General features: G+C 67.1%; 18 protein-coding genes. 13 read left to right on the top strand and 5 right to left on the bottom strand.

Annotated elements, in window-relative coordinates:
- The 5 genes from hemL to IHD13_RS13120 all read right to left on the bottom strand — a co-directional run bounded on the left by hemL (window position 1) and on the right by IHD13_RS13120 (window position 5,062).
- On the bottom strand, window positions 1–1,290 hold the full coding sequence (gene hemL, locus IHD13_RS13100; RefSeq protein WP_195861484.1) for a glutamate-1-semialdehyde 2,1-aminomutase: 1,290 nt from the start codon (window positions 1,288–1,290) through the stop codon (window positions 1–3).
- A 78-nt stretch (window positions 1,291–1,368) separates the two neighbouring features.
- Window positions 1,369–2,019 carry a thiamine phosphate synthase gene (thiE, locus tag IHD13_RS13105; RefSeq protein WP_195861485.1) on the bottom strand — a complete coding sequence of 217 codons (651 nt, stop codon included), beginning with the start codon at window positions 2,017–2,019 and terminating at the stop codon, window positions 1,369–1,371.
- Window positions 2,020–2,021: 2 nt separating this feature from the next.
- A complete protein-coding gene (gene thiD, locus IHD13_RS13110) occupies window positions 2,022–2,855 on the bottom strand; it encodes a bifunctional hydroxymethylpyrimidine kinase/phosphomethylpyrimidine kinase (protein WP_195861486.1) in 834 nt (277 codons plus the stop codon).
- On the bottom strand, window positions 2,855–3,286 hold the full coding sequence (hemJ, locus tag IHD13_RS13115; protein WP_195861487.1) for a protoporphyrinogen oxidase HemJ: 432 nt from the start codon (window positions 3,284–3,286) through the stop codon (window positions 2,855–2,857). The genes thiD and hemJ overlap by 1 nt, the downstream gene beginning before the upstream one ends.
- A gap of 27 nt (window positions 3,287–3,313) precedes the next feature.
- Entirely contained in the window at window positions 3,314–5,062 is a 1,749-nt protein-coding gene (locus IHD13_RS13120; RefSeq protein WP_195861488.1) for a chloride channel protein, read from the bottom strand.
- Window positions 5,063–5,150: 88 nt separating this feature from the next.
- On the opposite strand from IHD13_RS13120, the gene argC reads away from it, so the two are divergent.
- The 13 genes from argC (at window position 5,151) to IHD13_RS13185 (ending at window position 16,470) form a co-directional block, all read left to right on the top strand.
- The gene (gene argC, locus IHD13_RS13125) at window positions 5,151–6,182 is read left to right on the top strand and encodes an N-acetyl-gamma-glutamyl-phosphate reductase (RefSeq protein ID WP_195861489.1); all 1,032 of its coding nucleotides are present in this window, start codon (window positions 5,151–5,153) and stop codon (window positions 6,180–6,182) included.
- Window positions 6,183–6,530: 348 nt separating this feature from the next.
- On the top strand, window positions 6,531–6,899 hold the full coding sequence (gene erpA / locus IHD13_RS13130; protein ID WP_195861490.1) for an iron-sulfur cluster insertion protein ErpA: 369 nt from the start codon (window positions 6,531–6,533) through the stop codon (window positions 6,897–6,899).
- Between the two features lie 140 nt (window positions 6,900–7,039).
- Window positions 7,040–7,807 (top strand): transporter substrate-binding domain-containing protein, encoded by a 768-nt coding sequence (locus IHD13_RS13135; protein WP_195861491.1) that lies wholly within the window; start codon window positions 7,040–7,042, stop codon window positions 7,805–7,807.
- Between the two features lie 105 nt (window positions 7,808–7,912).
- Complete coding sequence (locus IHD13_RS13140; protein WP_195861492.1) at window positions 7,913–8,584, top strand: amino acid ABC transporter permease; 672 nt, start codon at window positions 7,913–7,915, stop codon at window positions 8,582–8,584.
- A gap of 12 nt (window positions 8,585–8,596) precedes the next feature.
- Window positions 8,597–9,364 carry an amino acid ABC transporter ATP-binding protein gene (locus tag IHD13_RS13145; protein WP_195861493.1) on the top strand — a complete coding sequence of 256 codons (768 nt, stop codon included), beginning with the start codon at window positions 8,597–8,599 and terminating at the stop codon, window positions 9,362–9,364.
- Between the two features lie 525 nt (window positions 9,365–9,889).
- Window positions 9,890–11,794, top strand: coding sequence for a tRNA uridine-5-carboxymethylaminomethyl(34) synthesis enzyme MnmG (gene mnmG, locus IHD13_RS13150; protein WP_195861494.1), 1,905 nt, complete (start codon window positions 9,890–9,892; stop codon window positions 11,792–11,794).
- Complete coding sequence (gene rsmG / locus IHD13_RS13155; protein ID WP_195861495.1) at window positions 11,791–12,444, top strand: 16S rRNA (guanine(527)-N(7))-methyltransferase RsmG; 654 nt, start codon at window positions 11,791–11,793, stop codon at window positions 12,442–12,444. Before mnmG ends, rsmG begins: the two co-directional genes overlap by 4 nt.
- A gap of 41 nt (window positions 12,445–12,485) precedes the next feature.
- Window positions 12,486–13,256 carry a ParA family protein gene (locus IHD13_RS13160; RefSeq protein ID WP_195861496.1) on the top strand — a complete coding sequence of 257 codons (771 nt, stop codon included), beginning with the start codon at window positions 12,486–12,488 and terminating at the stop codon, window positions 13,254–13,256.
- Window positions 13,257–13,266: 10 nt separating this feature from the next.
- Complete coding sequence (locus IHD13_RS13165) at window positions 13,267–14,184, top strand: ParB/RepB/Spo0J family partition protein (protein ID WP_195861497.1); 918 nt, start codon at window positions 13,267–13,269, stop codon at window positions 14,182–14,184.
- A 201-nt stretch (window positions 14,185–14,385) separates the two neighbouring features.
- Window positions 14,386–14,790 carry an ATP synthase subunit I gene (locus IHD13_RS13170; protein WP_195861498.1) on the top strand — a complete coding sequence of 135 codons (405 nt, stop codon included), beginning with the start codon at window positions 14,386–14,388 and terminating at the stop codon, window positions 14,788–14,790.
- A 12-nt stretch (window positions 14,791–14,802) separates the two neighbouring features.
- A complete protein-coding gene (gene atpB / locus IHD13_RS13175; RefSeq protein WP_195861499.1) occupies window positions 14,803–15,630 on the top strand; it encodes a F0F1 ATP synthase subunit A in 828 nt (275 codons plus the stop codon).
- Window positions 15,631–15,698: 68 nt separating this feature from the next.
- The gene (gene atpE, locus IHD13_RS13180) at window positions 15,699–15,926 is read left to right on the top strand and encodes a F0F1 ATP synthase subunit C (protein ID WP_195861500.1); all 228 of its coding nucleotides are present in this window, start codon (window positions 15,699–15,701) and stop codon (window positions 15,924–15,926) included.
- A 73-nt stretch (window positions 15,927–15,999) separates the two neighbouring features.
- Window positions 16,000–16,470, top strand: a complete 471-nt coding sequence (locus IHD13_RS13185) for a F0F1 ATP synthase subunit B (protein WP_195861501.1) — start codon at window positions 16,000–16,002, stop codon at window positions 16,468–16,470.
- Window position 16,471: the final 1 nt, after the last annotated feature.

The raw sequence follows: 16,471 nt of genomic DNA on the forward strand, positions 1-16,471 counted from the left end.
TTAGCGCTGGGCCAGCCGGGCGAAGGCTCGCTCGGCCGCATCCAGGGTGGCCTGGATGTCCTCCGCAGTATGGGCGCTGGACATGAAGCCCGCCTCATAGGCGGACGGCGCCAGGTAGACGCCCTCGTCGAGCATGGCGGAGAAGAAGCGGCGGAAGGCCTCGGCGTCGCAGGCGGTGGCCTGGGCGAAGTTATCGACCCGGGACTGGCCGGTGAAGAAGACCCCGAACATGCCACCGGCGCGCTGGGTGATCATCTCGATGCCGGCGGCCTGGGCGCGTGCCTCGAGGCCGTCGCAGAGGGTCGCGACCCGCTGGGCCAGGGCGTCGTGGAAGCCGGGTTCGCGCACCTTGGTGAGCAGGGCGATGCCGGCGGCCATGGCCAGGGGGCTGCCGGAGAGGGTCCCGGCCTGGTAGACCGGGCCCAGCGGCGAGATCTGCTCCATGATCTCGCGCTTGCCACCGAAGGCCCCCACCGGCATGCCGCCGCCGACGATCTTGCCCAGGCAGGTCAGGTCAGGGGTAATGCCGTAGTGGGCCTGGGCGCCCCCCAGGGCGACCCGGAAGCCGGTCATCACCTCGTCGAAGATCAGCACGCTGCCGTGGCGATCGCAGACCTGGCGCAGCCCCTCCAGGAAGCCGGGCAGGGGCGGGATGCAGTTCATGTTGCCGGCCACCGGCTCGACGATGATGCCGGCGATCTGCTCGCCCAGCTCGGCGAAGCACTGCTCAACGGCATCCAGGTCGTTATGGGGCAGGGTGATGGTATGCTCGGCCAGGGAAGCGGGCACCCCGGGGGAGCTGGGCTCGCCATGGGTCAGGGCGCCGGAGCCGGCCTTGACCAGCAGGGAGTCGGAGTGGCCATGGTAGTCGCCCTCGAACTTGACGATCTTGTCGCGACCGGTATAGCCCCGCGCCAGGCGGATCGCCGACATGGTGGCCTCGGTGCCGGAGTTGACCATGCGCACCAGCTCGATGCTGGGCAGGATCTCGCAGATCAGGTCCGCCATGGTGGTCTCGATGGCGGTGGGGGTGCCGAAGGAGAGGCCCAGGTCGAGGCGCTCGCGCACCGCACCCAGCACCTCCGGGTCGGCATGGCCGGTGATCATGGGGCCCCAGGAGCCCACGTAGTCGATATAGCGCTGCCCCTCCACGTCGAAGAGGTAGGCGCCCTGGGCCCGCTCGATAAACACCGGCGGCCGCTCGAGGCCCTTGAAGGCACGCACCGGCGAGTTGACGCCCCCGGGGATATGGCGGCAGGCCTGTTCGAAGAGCTGTGCGGAGGTGGTCATGGAAGCCTCTCGTGATGGATTGTGGATAACTATCTGGATAGTGCGGATAACTTTCGTGAGCAGCCTGTGGATAAGCGTTTAACAGGCGCTCAGCCGGTGATTCAGGTCGCGGACGCTGGCCTCGATATCGGCGGCAGCGAACACCGCCGCCACCGTGGCCAGCAGGTCGGCGCCGGCACGGCGCGCCGCGCCGATGGTCTCGGCATCGATGCCGCCGATGGCCACCCGGGGCAGGCCCAGGGCCCCGGCCTCGCCCAGCAGCTCGAGCTCGGCGGGGGGCGCCTCGGGCTTGGTACGGGAGGCGAAGAAGCGCCCGAAGGCCACGTAGCTGGCGCCTTCCCGGGCGGCCCGCTCGGCGAGTGCCAGGCGGCCATGGCAGGTGGCGCCGAGGATCGCCTCGGGCCCCAGGCGCTCCCGGGCCTCGCCCAGGGCGCCATCGCCCTGGCCCAGGTGCAGGCCGACGTTGGCGTGGCCCTCCCGGCGCAGGCGCTCGGCCAGGGCGGTGTCGTCATTGATGATCAGCGGCACCTCGTGGTCATGGCAGAGGGCCGCCAGGGCCCGGGCCTGGCGGTGGCGCTTGTCGGCCTCCGCCGACTTGTCGCGATACTGGAGCAGCGCCAGGCCGCCGCGCAGGGCCGCCTCGCAGCCGGCCAGCAGCCGCGCGTCATCGGGCAGCAGCCGGGCATCGGTGATCGCATAGAGGCCATGGCCCCAGGATGGGTTGTGCATAACTACTCCGCCGTCGGAATCCAGTCGGGGTGGCGCCACAGGCGCCGCGGCAGGGCCTGGGCCTCGCCCGGGCGCCAGCCATGCCTGAGGGCCTGCCAGGTAAACTCCTGGGCCTGCTCGCAGGCGCCGGCCAGGGGTTCGCCCACCGCCAGTCGGGCCGCCAGGGCCGCCGCCAGAGTGCAGCCGGAACCGTGATAACTGCCGGCCAGGCGCGGCCACTGCCATTGGCGATCATTGTCCGGGGTATGCAGGGTGTGGACAACCCTGTCCGGGGCCTCTCCCGCCTCGCGACTGTCGGTGCCGGTGACCAGGATCGCCTGGCAGCCCAGGGAGAGCAGTTCCACGCAGCGCTGGGTCTCGTCCTCGAACCCGGGGCCGGCCAGGCGTGCCAGTTCGTCGCGGTTGGGGGTCAGGATATCCACAAGGGGTAGCAGCCGCTCGCGGAAGGCATCCACCAGTTCGGTTGTGGATAACTCTCGCCCGCCCCCCGCCTTGAGTACCGGATCCACCACCAGGGGCACCCCGGGGTGGCGCCTGACCACGTCCACTACCGCATCCAGGGCCTCGAGGCTGGCCACCAGGCCGACCTTGATGGCGGCCACCCGGAACTCCCCCAGGGCCGCCGCCATGGCGCGGATCTGCTCGCCGGGGCAGGGCAGGACCGCCGCCACATCGGCGCTGTTCTGCACCGTCAGGGCGGTGGGCACGGTCAGCGCCCAGGCGCCGCAACCGGCGATGGCCTCGCTGTCGGCCACCAGGCCGGCGCCGCCGCTAGGATCATGGCCGGCCAGCACCAGCACCACCGGCAGCTCGCGGGTCTCGTTCAGCGCCGCCATCAGAACGGCTTCACCACGGCGAGGATCACCACCGCCAGCAGCACCAGCACCGGCAACTCGTTGAAGACCCGGAAGTAGCGGTGGGACTTGTCGCAGGTGCCGGCGGCGAGCCGCTTCATGTGCGCCAGGCAGACATGGTGATAGCCCACCAGCAGCAGGATCAGGGTCAGCTTGGCGTGCATCCAGCCCTGGCTCAGCCAGGCGGGTACCAGGTAGAGCATCCAGCCGCCCAGCAGCAGCACCGCGATCATCGAGGGGGTCATGATGCCGCGATAGAGCTTGCGCTCCATGACCAGGAAGTAGTCGATGGCTTGCTGGTCGCCCTGGTCTCGAGCCATGGCGTGGTAGACGAACAGGCGCGGCAGGTAGAAGAGGGCGGCGAACCAGGTGACCACGGCGATCAGGTGCAGGGCCTTGATCCACAGATACATAGTGACTCCAGCAGGGGATGGCCGGCCTCAGCGGGGGGGCCGGAAACGGTAATAGAGCTCGATGGCTTCGCGGGTGATGATACCGGAAATCCGTCGCCCGGGTGGCGCCACCGGGTTCTCCACATAGAGGGCGTCGACGTCGTGCTGGTCGAGGCGCTGGAAGGCCTCGGAGAGGGTCGCCTGGACCGGGATGGCCGCCATGTCCAGACGCTGGCCCGGGACCTCCAGCAGGTCGATCTGCGCCTGCTCGGCCCAGCGTGGGTCGAGCAGGGCGCGGGCCAGGTCCGCCGCCTTGAGGGCCAGGGTCGGCTTGTCCTCCGTGGAGCGGCGGATCACGATCCAGCTCGGCTTGTGGTCGAGCAGGGCCTGGGCCTCGTCATGGCTGACCAGGCGCAGGGTCACCGCCACCCGCGACTCCATCACCGCCGGCACCGAGACCCGGGAGAGGGCCTGCATCAGCGGCTGCTGCAGGGGGTGCAGGCCCTGGCGGGTGAGGGTCATGAAGAGGCCATCGCAGCGCCACCACTGGCGCACCGTGAGCCCGGAGATCACCACCGCCAGCATTCCCGGCAGGATGATATTGGGGTTATGGGTCAGCTCCAGCAGGGCCATCAGCGCCGCCAGGGGGGCCTGGAGCACGGCGCCCATCATCGCCGCCATGCCCAGCATGGCGTAGAGCCCCGGATCGGCGGCCGCTCCCGGCCACAGCCAGGCGCCCAGCAGGCCGCTCAGGGCCCCGGCCGCGGCCCCCACCACCAGCACCGGGCCGATGATGCCGATCGGTACCCCGCAGGCCAGGGTAAAGGCGGTGAGCAGGAGCTTGCCCACCACCAGGGCCAGCAGCACGTCGATGGCCAGCTCGCCGGTCATCGCCAGGGCCAGGCTGTCGTAGCCGATGCCCTGGACCTCCGGGTACCACCAGGCCAAGGCCCCGGTGGCGACGCCGGCCAGCATCAAGCGCAACCAGCCGGGCAGCACCGCCAGGCGCTCGCCGCTCTGGGCCACGCGGATAAAGAGCCCCGCCAGCAGGCCGATCCCCAGGGCGGTGATCACGATCCAGGGCAGGTTGGTCAGCGACTCCAGGGTGACGATGGGCACCTGGAAGGCGGGCTCGGGGCCATACACCAGATGGGCCACCACCGCTCCCATGGTGGACGCCAGGATCACCGGCATGAAGCCGGTGATGGTGTACTCCAGCATCACCACTTCCATGGCGAAGATGACCCCGGCGATGGGGGTATTGAAGGAAGCGGAGATGCCCGCCGCGGTGCCGCAGGCCACCAGCACCCGCAGGCTGTTATGGGGTAGCCGCAGCACCTGACCGATGCCGCTGGAGGCGGCGGCGCCGAGGTGAATGGCCGGTCCCTCGCGACCGGCGGAGAGCCCGCCCAGTACCGCCACGGCCCCTACCCACCACTGGTTCAGCCAGTTGCGCAGCGGGAAGCGCCCCTGATGCTGGGTCAGCCGCTCCACCACATGGCCGACGCCCATCTTGCGCGCCGCCGCCGGCTGACGCCACAGACCCAGGCCGATCAGGGTGACCGCGAGCAGCGGCAGCAGGGCGCGCAGCCAGGGATCCAGGGCCTCGAAGGCCTCCACGTCCCCCCCCGGCATCAGCGCCAGGGCGCCCCCCTCCAGCAGCAGGCGAAAGCCCACCATCAGGCCGCCGGTCAACAGCCCCGAGACCAGCCCCAGCACACACAGCTGGGGCAGGGCATCGACGCTGGCCAGCTGGCGACGGAAGGCCTCGAGGCTAGGGCGGGGCAGTCGCGGCAAAGGGTGTCCTCTAAGAGTGGGGTGGCAGGCCCTAGAGATGTATCATAAAGGCAGGCTTTCGTCAGATTCGGTCAAGAAGGAGTGCATCGTGATCAAGGTTGGTATCGTCGGCGGCACCGGCTACACCGGCGTCGAGCTGCTGCGCCTGCTGGCGCAGCACCCCCAGGTCGAGGTGACCCTGATCACCTCCCGCTCCGAGGCGGGCGTCGCGGTCAGCGACATGTACCCCAACCTGCGCGGCCACTACGACCTGGCCTTCAGCGAACCGGATCCCGAGCGCCTGGCGGCCTGCGATGCGGTCTTCTTCGCCACTCCCCACGGGGTGGCCCATGCCCTGGCCGGCGAGCTGCTGGCCCGCGGCACCCGGGTGATCGACCTCTCCGCCGACTTCCGCCTCAAGGACGCCGAGGAGTGGGCCCGGTGGTATGGTCAGCCCCATGGCGCCCCCGAGCTGCTCGAGGAAGCGGTCTATGGCCTGCCGGAGGTCAATCGCGAGGCGATTCGCAACGCCCGCCTGATCGCCGTGCCGGGCTGCTACCCCACCGCCGTGCAGCTGGGCCTGCTGCCGCTGCTGGAGGCGGGGCTGATCAATGCCCAGCACGTCATCGCCGACTGCAAGTCCGGGGTCACCGGGGCCGGGCGCGGCGCCAAGGTCCCCTCCCTGCTGGCCGAGGCCAGCGAATCCTTCAAGGCCTACGGTGCCAGCGGCCATCGCCACCTGCCGGAGATCCGCCAGGGCCTGAGCCAGGCCGCCGGCGGCCCGGTGGGCCTCACCTTCGTGCCCCACCTGACGCCGATGATCCGTGGCATCCACGCCACCCTCTATGGTCGCCTGACCAGCGAGCCGGGTGATCTGCAGGCGCTCTTCGAGAAGCGCTTCGCCGACGAGCCGGCGGTGGACGTGATGCCCGCCGGCAGCCACCCGGAGACCCGTAGCGTCAAGGGCAGTGATATCTGCCGCCTGGCGGTGCACCGCCCCGGCGACGGCGACACCGTGGTGGTGCTGGCGGTGATCGACAACCTGGTCAAGGGCGCCTCCGGCCAGGCGATCCAGAACCTCAACCTGATGTTCGGCTTCGACGAGATGGCCGGCCTCGGCGCCCCGGCCTTGATGCCCTAAGCCCCACCCCCCAGGCAACCAAGACCATCGCAATTGCCATTACCGAGGGGCGCTGGGGGCAGGGAAGAGCGGGGGTTTTTTGCCAGGGGTGAGGAGGACTCCTCCGAACGGGCTGGCCAGGGATGGCCAGCACCGGTCCTGCAAGCGGAGCAAGATGCGAGAGCGAAGCAGGGCAAAAGTAGCGCCCAGGGAGGGGTTTACCGCGCCCCGCGAAGACCTGCCCCCAGGGTAGCCCCGGCTCTCTATACCAAGCTGCGACATCCTCTGTTGCCCATCCCCGGCAAAAGTTGACCCTTTTGCTGGGGTTTGTGGATAATGGGGGGTCTATTCACCGGCAGGAGCGCGTCCATGAGCGGAGCCGAATCCTTCGAGCCAGCCTCCTTTACCCCCAAGCCCATGCTGCTCTCCGAGGGGGCCCAGCGCCGCCTGCGTGCCCTGATCGCCGAGGAAGGCAACGCCGAGCTCAAGCTACGGGTCTATGTCACCGGTGGCGGCTGCTCCGGCTTCCAGTACGGCTTCGACTTCGCCGAGGAGAGCAGCGACGACGACACCCTGATCGACTTCGATGGCGTGGCGATGGTGGTGGATCCCCTCTCCTACCAGTACCTGGTGGGGTCCACGGTGGATTACGAGGAGGGCCTGGCTGGCGCCCGCTTCGTGGTCAAGAACCCCAATGCCACCAGCACCTGCGGCTGCGGCGCCTCTTTTATGGTGTAAGCGCTTACCCACGCAAGGCCGTGAAAAAACCTCCCGCGCCCCCGGCTGGGAGGTTTTTTTATGCCAACTTGACGCTCCCCCCTTATCTCGTCATGTTGGATGGGTGTGTTCCATCAATAAACGGAATAATGGGGAACCCGATGAACAAGCTGCAACGTGCCTCCCTCGCCGCCGCCCTGGGCGCCGGCCTCGCCCTCTCCACCAGTGCCTTCGCCGACCTGCCGCAGGTCAAGGTGGTCACCGATCCCAGCTTCGTGCCCTTCGAGATGCTCGACCCCGAGACCGGGGAGATGATCGGCTTCGACATGGACATCATCAACGAGGTGGCCGACCGCGCCGGCTTCGAGGTCGACCTCACCACCATGGAGTTCGCCGGCATCATCCCGGCGGTGCAGACCGGCAGCCAGGAGATCGCCATCGCCGGGGTCACCATCACCGAGGAGCGCGCCCAGATCGTCGACTTCTCCGATCCCTACTACGACTCCGGCCTGCAGATCATCGTCCGCGCCGACAACGACAGCGTCGAGACCCTCGAAGACCTGGCAGGCCTGTCGGTCGCCACCCGTATCGGCTCCACCAGCTACGACTTCCTCCAGGAGCAGCTCGGCGACAGCGCCGATATCACCCCCTACCCGGGCAACAGCGACATGTACATGGCGCTGCTGGGGCGCAACGTGGATGCCGCCTTCTACGACGCGCCCAATGTCTCCTACTTCGCCCAGACCCGCGGCGAGGGCCGCACCAAGGTCGTGGGCCCCCTCTACGAAGGCCAGCAGTACGGCATCGTCTTCCACAAGGGCAGCCAGTGGGTCGAGCCGGTCAACCAGGCACTCGCCGAGATGCGCGAGGACGGTACCTACGACGAGATCTACGCCAAGTGGTTCGGCGAGGCCCCCAGCGAGGAGTAAGACCCCTGGTACCAGCGCCGGCCCGTGGGTCGGCGATATCACCGGCGGGGCCGGGTGGCCATGCCTCCCGGCCCCGCGTCGTTTCCGTGAACCGGAGAGACGCTAGTGGAAGTCACCTTTCAATTCGACTGGGCGGCGGCCTTCGGGTCCATCCCCCATCTGCTGCCCGGCATCCCCTGGACCCTGCTGATCTCCTTCGGTGGCCTGGCCATCGGCTTCGTGATCGGCATCGTCTTCGGGCTGATGCGCATCAGCCGCTCCCGCTGGCTGCGCCTGCCCGCCATCCTCTATATCGAGGTGTTCCGCGGCACCCCCATCCTGGTCCAGGTGCTGTTTATCTTCTACGGCCTGCCCCAGTTGCTGGGCGGCCCCATCAATGCCCTGACCGCCGGCATCGCCGCCATCGCGGTCAACTCCGGCGCCTATATCTCCGAGGTGGTACGCGGCGGGGTGCAGTCCATCGAACGCGGCCAGCGCGAGGCCTCCCTGTCACTGGGGCTGTCGCGTACCCAGGCCTTCCGCTACGTGATCTGGCCCCAGGCCTTCCGGCGCATGATCCCGCCGCTGGGCAACCAGGGCATCATCAGCATCAAGGACACCTCGCTGTTCTCGGTGATCGGCGTCGGCGAGCTGGTGCGCCAGGGGCAGATCTATATCGCCACCACCTTCACCGCCCTGGAGGTCTATTTCATGGTGGCCATGCTCTACCTGGCCATTACCTGGAGCCTCTCCCTGCTGCTGCGCCAACTGGAGCGCCGCGGCCTGGTCGGACAATAAGGGACCCCATCCATGACAGAGAGCCAGCACGATAGCCAACCCATCGTGCGCATGCAGAAGCTCAACAAGCACTTCGGTAGCCTGCATGTGCTCAAGAATATCGACCTGGAGGTGAAGCCCGGCGAGGTGGTGGTCGTCATCGGTGCCAGCGGCTCCGGCAAGTCGACCCTGATCCGCTGCATCAATGGGCTGGAGGAGTTCCAGGACGGTCATATCGTGGTCGATGGACACAACCTGGTGCCCCACGGCAAGGGCGCCAAGGCCCTGCAGCGCATCCGTACCGAGGTGGGCATGGTGTTCCAGCAGTTCAACCTCTTCCCCCACCTCTCGGTGCGCGACAACGTCACCCTGGCGCCCCTCAAGGTGCGCGGCGTCAGCGCCGCCCAGGCCAACGAGAGCGCCGAACGCCTGCTGGACCGCGTGGGGATCCGCGATCAGGCCGACAAGTACCCCAGCCAGCTCTCCGGCGGCCAGCAGCAGCGGGTCGCCCTGGCCCGCGCCCTGGCCATGGAGCCGCGACTGATGCTCTTCGACGAGCCCACCTCGGCCCTCGACCCGGAGATGATCGGCGAGGTGCTGGACGCCATGCGCGAGCTGGCCCGGGAGGGCATGACCATGATCATCGTCACCCATGAGATGGGCTTCGCCCGGGAGGTAGCCGACCGGGTCATCTATATCCACCAGGGCGAGATCGCCGAGGAAGCGGCCCCCGAGCGGATCTTCGATGAGCCTCAGGACGAACGGACCCGGAACTTCCTGGCGCGGGTCCTGAAGCACTAGGCGCATCGCCCCATTCGATGGAAAAAAGGGCCTGTCGGCTTATCGACAGGCCCTTTTTTCGCCTGTGGACACAATTTTTTCGCAAGGGCCGCCAGGCCCCGCCACCACTGGCTCTCCGCCGATCCGGGCGACTGTTGACCATCGCGGGTGCAAGTGCGGTAGCCGCCGGTGGACAAGCGGTGCAGGAATCGCGCTGTGCATAACCCGAGCTTTCATCCACAGGCTCGATGCCGGATGTCCGCAGGACCCTACGAGCTTCTCCTCGTCGTCGTCAACAACGAATCTTGTTGATAAAAAAAGGATTTATCCGCTTATCCCCGGATTTTGTCCACACCAATAGTCACTACAGCAACAGAACTTCTCTTTTATCTCTCTTCTTTTATAACTAGTAACCCAGAGGGAAGGGGAAGAGGGGACGAGGTTGTGCAAAACCCCTGACGGTTACCCACAGGGGGTTTATACTGTGCGGCTGATTTTCTGCTCCGAGCTCTACTGCGGCGCCGCCGGCGCCATTCGAGGTGCAACGTGGATTACCCCGACCGCTTTGACGTCATCGTCATCGGCGGTGGCCATGCGGGAACCGAAGCCGCCCTGGCCTCCGCCCGCATGGGCTGTCAGACCCTGCTGCTGACCCATAACATCGAGACCCTGGGTCAGATGTCCTGCAATCCCGCCATCGGCGGGATCGGCAAGAGTCATCTGGTCAAGGAGATCGATGCACTCGGCGGGGCCATGGCCCTGGCCACCGACCTGGGTGGCATCCAGTTCCGGGTGCTCAATGCCCGCAAGGGACCCGCGGTGCGGGCCACCCGTGCCCAGGCGGACCGGGTGCGTTACAAGGCAGCGATCCGCGGCATGCTCGAGAACCAGCCCAACCTGACGCTCTTCCAGCAGGCCGCCGGCGATCTGCTTGTGGATAACGACACCGTGCGCGGGGTGGTCACCGAGACCGGCATCCGTTTCCATGGCGAAAGCGTGGTGCTGTGTACCGGGACCTTCCTGGGCGGGGTGATCCATATCGGCCTCGACCAGAGCCGCGGCGGCCGCGCCGGGGACCCGCCCTCCAATGCCCTGGCGGAACGCCTGCGCGCCCTGCCCTTCAACGTGGCCCGGCTGAAGACCGGGACCCCGCCGCGCATCGATGCCAAGAGCGTCGACTTCTCGGTGCTGGAGGCGCAGCCCGGCGATACCCCGACCCCGGTGATGTCCTATCTGGGCAGCCGCGAGATGCATCCCCGCCAGGTGGATTGCCATATCGCCCATACCAACGAGCGCACCCACGAGATCATCCTCGCCAACCTGGATCGCTCGCCCATGTATTCCGGGGTCATCGAAGGGGTTGGGCCGCGGTACTGCCCCTCCATCGAGGACAAGGTGCACCGCTTCGCCGACAAGGCGAGCCACCAGGTGTTCATCGAGCCGGAGGGCCTGGACACCCACGAGCTCTACCCCAACGGCATCTCCACCTCGCTGCCCTTCGACGTGCAGCTGCAGGTGGTGCGCTCCATCCGGGGGCTGGAGAACGCCCATATCACCCGGCCCGGCTATGCCATCGAGTACGATTTCTTCGATCCCCGGGACCTCAAGCACTCCCTGGAAACGAAATTTATCCACAACCTCTTCTTCGCCGGTCAGATCAACGGCACCACCGGCTACGAGGAGGCCGGCGCCCAGGGTCTGCTGGCGGGGCTCAATGCGGCCCGCCGCGCCCAGGGGCTCGAGGCCTGGTGGCCGCGTCGCGACGAGGCCTACCTGGGGGTGCTGGTGGACGACCTGATCACCCTAGGCACCCAGGAGCCCTACCGCATGTTCACCTCCCGGGCCGAGTACCGGTTGCTGCTGCGCGAGGACAACGCCGACCTGCGACTCACCGAGGTCGGCCGTGAGCTGGGCCTGGTGGACGACGCCCGCTGGACCGCCTTCGCCACCAAGCGCGAGGCGATTGAGCGCGAGAGCGCCCGCTTCCGGGCTAGCTGGGTGCAACCCGGCAGCGCCGCCGCCGAGGCACTGGCGCAACGTCTCGACAAGCCCTTGAGCCGCGAGCACAACCTGATGGACCTGCTCAAGCGCCCGGAGCTGGAGTACGGCGACCTGGCCGGCCTGCCGGGGATCGAGGGGGCGCCGGTGGACGACCGCGCCGTGGCCGAGCAGGTGCAGATCCAGGCCAAGTACCAGGGCTATATCGATCGCCAGCAGGCCGAGATCGACAAGCTCAAGCGCTTCGAGGGGACCCGCCTGCCGGCGGATCTCGATTTCGACCGGGTCGAGGGGCTCTCCAACGAGATTCGCCAGAAGCTGAGCGAAGCGCGGCCGGCGACCCTGGCCCAGGCCGGGCGCATCTCCGGGGTGACGCCGGCGGCGGTCTCCATCCTGCTGATCCACCTCAAGAAGCATCGCCTGCTTCAGGAGAGCCAGGCGGTGAATCAATGAGCCAGACCCTGACCCTGACCCCGACCATCGCACGTCGGCTCGATGAGGGCCTCGCGCGACTCGAACTCGCCGTCGATCCGGCCCAGCGCGACCAGCTGCTGGCCCTGCTGGCGCTGTTGCACAAGTGGAACCGCGCCTATAACCTCACCGCGGTACGCGATCCGCTGGCCATGGTCTCTCGCCACCTGCTGGATAGCGCCGCGGTATTGCCCTGGGTGCGTGGCCCGCGGCTGCTCGACGTGGGCGCCGGCCCGGGCCTGCCCGGCCTGGTGCTGGCGATCCTGGCGCCGCGGCTCGAGGTGAGCCTGCTCGACAGCAACGGCAAGAAGGTGCGCTTTCAACGCCAGGCCGTGCTGGAATTGGGGCTGACCAACGTCACCCCGGTGCAGGCGCGGGTCGAGGCGCATCGGGACGCGCCCTTCGATCAGCTGATTTCCCGGGCCTTCGCCAGCCTGGGCGACTTCGTTACCCTCACCGAGGGCCTGCTGGCCGAGGGCGGCGAGTGGCTGGCCATGAAGGGCCCCGCCGCCGACGAGGAGCTGGAGGCGCTGCCGCCCAGGGTACGCTTGAACGCTCGCCATGAACTGGCGGTACCCTTCGACGAGAGCCAGCGGCAGCTGCTGATCCTGCAGCGCCACCCGACCACCTAGGCCGCCTGTCGGGCGGGCCGTCAGACGCAAGGAAGTCGCTCGTGACCAAGATCATCGCCTTGACCAACCAGAAGGGCGGCGTGGGCAAGACCACCACGGCGGTCAACCTGGCCGCTAGCCTGGCCGCCCTGGATCGCCGGGTGCTGCTGGTGGACCTGGATCCCCAGGGGCACGCCACCATGGGCAGCGGCGTCGACAAGCATGAGCTGGAGGGCAGCGTCCTGGAGGTGCTGCTGGGCGACAAGGGGGCCGCCGAGGTGATCCTCGACTGCCCCGAGGCGGGCTACGGCCTGCTACCCGGCAACGGTGACCTGACCGCCGCCGAGGTCGACCTGCTCGAGCGGGACGAGGGACGCGAGCGCTGCCTGCTGGACGCCATCGGCCCGGTGGCCGGCGAATACGACGTGGTGCTGATCGACTGCCCGCCGTCGCTGAACATGCTCACCGTCAACGCCCTGACCGCCGCCGACGGCGTGATGATTCCCCTGCAGTGCGAGTTCTATGCCCTGGAGGGGCTCTCGGCGCTGCTCGACACCGTCGACCAGATCAAGGAGAGCGTCAATCCGGGCCTGGCCATCTTCGGTATCCTGCGCACCATGTACGACGCCCGCAATGGCCTCACCCGGGACGTCAGCAAGCAGCTGCTCGACTACTTCGGCGAGACCCTGCTCAAGACCACCATCCCGCGCAACGTGCGGGTGGCCGAGGCCCCCAGCCATGGCCTGCCGGTGACCAAGTATGCGCGCCTCTCCCGGGGCAGTCAGGCCTATCGGGTGCTGGCCAAGGAACTGATTCGTCGCTTGTCGCTGTGAGGAAACGCCGATGACCCGTAAACGTGCCCTGGGGCGCGGCCTGGATGCCCTGATCGGCGCCGGGGCTCGCCGCCGCGAACTGCTGGAAGAGAGCGCCGAGTCGATGGAGCTGAACGGTGCCGAGCACGAGCCCGAGCTCGATGCCGCCGCCGGTGAACGCCTCGAGCGGTTGCCCCTGGGGCAGCTGACCCGGGGCAAGTACCAGCCGCGTCGCGATATCCAGCCCGAGGCCCTGGAGGAACTGGCCGACTCCATTCGTGCCCAGGGGGTGATGCAGCCCATCGTGGTCCGCCCCATCGGCGACAAGCGTTACGAGATCATCGCCGGTGAACGGCGCTGGCGGGCCGCCCAGCTCGCCGAGCTGGACGTGATTCCCGCCGTGGTTCGCGAGGTCAGCGACCAGGTGGCCCTGGCGCTGGCGCTGATCGAGAACATCCAGCGCGAGAACCTCAATCCCGTCGAGGAGGCCATGGCGCTGAAGCGGCTGCTCGACGAGTTCGAGCTGACCCAGCAGCAGGTCGCCGATGCGGTGGGCAAGTCCCGGGCCCAGGTGGCCAACCTGCTGCGCCTGCTGGCCCTGGACCCGGAGGTGCAGACCCTGCTGGAGCGGGGCGACCTGGACATGGGCCATGCCCGGGCCCTGCTGGCCCTGTCCGGGGCCAAGCAGCGCCAGGCCGCCCACGAGGTGGTCAACAAGGACCTCACGGTGCGCGATACCGAGGCCCTGGTGAAGCGGCTGGTCAATGGCGAGCCGGCCAAGCCCAAGCGCGAGGCCCCCTCCGCCGACGTGGCACGGCTCGAGACCCAGCTCGGCGAACTGCTCGGCGCCCCGGTGAAGATCCAGCATGGCCGTGGCGGCAAGGGCCGCTTGACCATTCGCTATACCAGCCTCGATGAGCTGGATGGCATCCTGGCGCATATCCGCTGACTTTGTTAGCAAGCTAGTTTTAACCAAGTCTCGGCTTTTGGTCGTAAGCTGTCGCAAAATCGCGCAAAATCGCTCCGGCTTTGGTTGAAGCCGTCATAGGCCTTCCCTATAATCCGCGGTGGTTTGCCTGAGGTTGGGCGTCGTATAAGGCGGCACCGCCTTCGGCCTATCCAGCAGGCAAGTCTGAGGTGCAGGCCGCTTATGCCACGACCCCCTGTTTCACGGCGCCGGCGCCTGGATTTTCGTCGCCTGCTGCTGGCACAACTGCTGGCGACCCTGGTGCTGATGGCCCTGGCCGCGACACGGGCCGGTGGTGAAGGCGCCATCTCGGCCCTGCTGGGCGGCATGGTCTGCCTCTTGCCGAGTCTGTACTTTTTCTGGCGTGGCCTGCGGGTAAGGGGCGGTCGTCATGCGCGGGTCAGCGTGATGAACCTCTACCAGGCAGCCATGGGCAAGTTCGGTTTGACGGTGGCTCTGTTCGTGATCGTCTTTGTCACAGTGCCCCCCTCAAACCCGGCTTTTTTCTTTGGCGCATATGTGGCGGCCCAACTCGCGCACTGGCTGACCCCTTGGTTAATGCGTGAGCGGTCGACCCCCAGACCCTGAGGTAAGCAGCGTATGGCAGCAGATAATGAAATATCGGCCATCTATTACATACAGCACCACCTCCAGAACCTGACCTTCGGCAAGCATCCGGATAATGGCTGGTCCTGGGCCAGTACCTCCCAGGAAGCCACCGACATGGGCTTCTGGGCCATTCATGTGGATACCATGGGCTGGTCGATCGCCATGGGGGCGCTGTTCATTGCCCTGTTCCGCAAGGCGGGCAAGGCGGCCACCACCGGCGTGCCGGGCATGCTGCAGAATGCGGTGGAGATGGTCTTCGAATTCATCGAGAACCTGACCCGTTCCACCTTCCACGGCAAGAACCCGGCGATCGCGCCCCTGGCGCTGACCCTGTTCATGTGGATCCTGCTGATGAACAGCCTGAAGCTGATCCCGGTGGACTATATTCCCGAGATGTTCGGGCGCCTGGGCGTCGGCTACATGAAGATCGTGCCCACCACCGACGTCAACGCCACCCTGGGCATCGCCCTGGGCGTCTTCCTGCTGATCATCTACTACAGCTGCAAGGTCAAGGGCGTGGGCGGCTTCGCCAAGGAGCTCTCCCTGACGCCGTTCAACCACTGGCTGCTGATTCCCTTCAACCTGGTGCTGGAAGTGGTGGGCCTGCTGGTCAAGCCGATCAGCCTGGGTCTGCGTCTCTTCGGCAACATGTTCGCCGGTGAGGTGATCTTCATCCTGATCGCCCTGCTGCCCTTCTGGGCCATCTGGGTGCTGGACGTGCCCTGGGCCATCTTCCACATCCTGGTGGTGTCCCTGCAGGCGTTCATCTTCACCACCCTGTCGATCGTGTACCTCAGCGCGGCTCACGAGCATCACTGAGAACCGAGCAAGCTTTTCAATCAACTGCAACTCAAACTTAACCTCAACTCGAAACTAGGAGCACTACCATGGAAATCGTCTACATTGCTGCAGCCATCATCATCAGCGTCAGCGCCCTGGCTACCGGCCTCGGCTTCGCCCTGCTGGGTGGCAAGCTGCTCGAGTCCACCGCTCGTCAGCCGGAGCTGGGCGACCAGCTGCAGACCCGCACCTTCATCATGGCCGGTCTGCTCGACGCCGTGCCGATGATCGGCGTCGGTATCGCGATGTACCTGATCTTCGTTGTTGCCGGTTAACGACTGAACCGAGCGCTCTGCGCTCGGTTTTGCTCGCTTCCGGTCGCCACGAATCCGTCAGAGGTACTCTCTCGTGAATATCAACATGACGCTTATCGGACAGACGATCGCCTTCGCGATCTTTGTCTGGTTTTGCATAAAGTATGTGTGGCCGCCGATCAGCTCCGCGCTCCACGAGCGCCAGAAGAAGATCGCCGATGGCCTTGATGCGGCTAGCCGTGCTTCCCGCGACCTGGAACTCGCTCAGGAGCAGGCCGCCGAGACCCTGCGCGAGACCAAGCAGCAGGCCTCTGAGATCCTCGAGCAGGCCAATAAGCGCTCCGCTCAGATGATCGAGGAAGCTCGCGAGCAGGCCCGTGCCGAAGGCGAACGCCTGGTGGCCAGCGCCCGCGCCGAGATCGATCAGGAAATTAACCGTGCCAAGGATGAGCTGCGTAGTCAGGTAGCCACTCTGGCCATGGTCGGCGCCGAGCGCGTCCTGGAAGCCTCCATCGACGAGAAGGCCCATCGCGAGATGCTCGACAAGCTCGCGGCCGAACTGTGAG

This window comes from Halomonas sp. 328 (assembly GCF_015645095.1).
Lineage (GTDB): Bacteria > Pseudomonadota > Gammaproteobacteria > Pseudomonadales > Halomonadaceae > Bisbaumannia.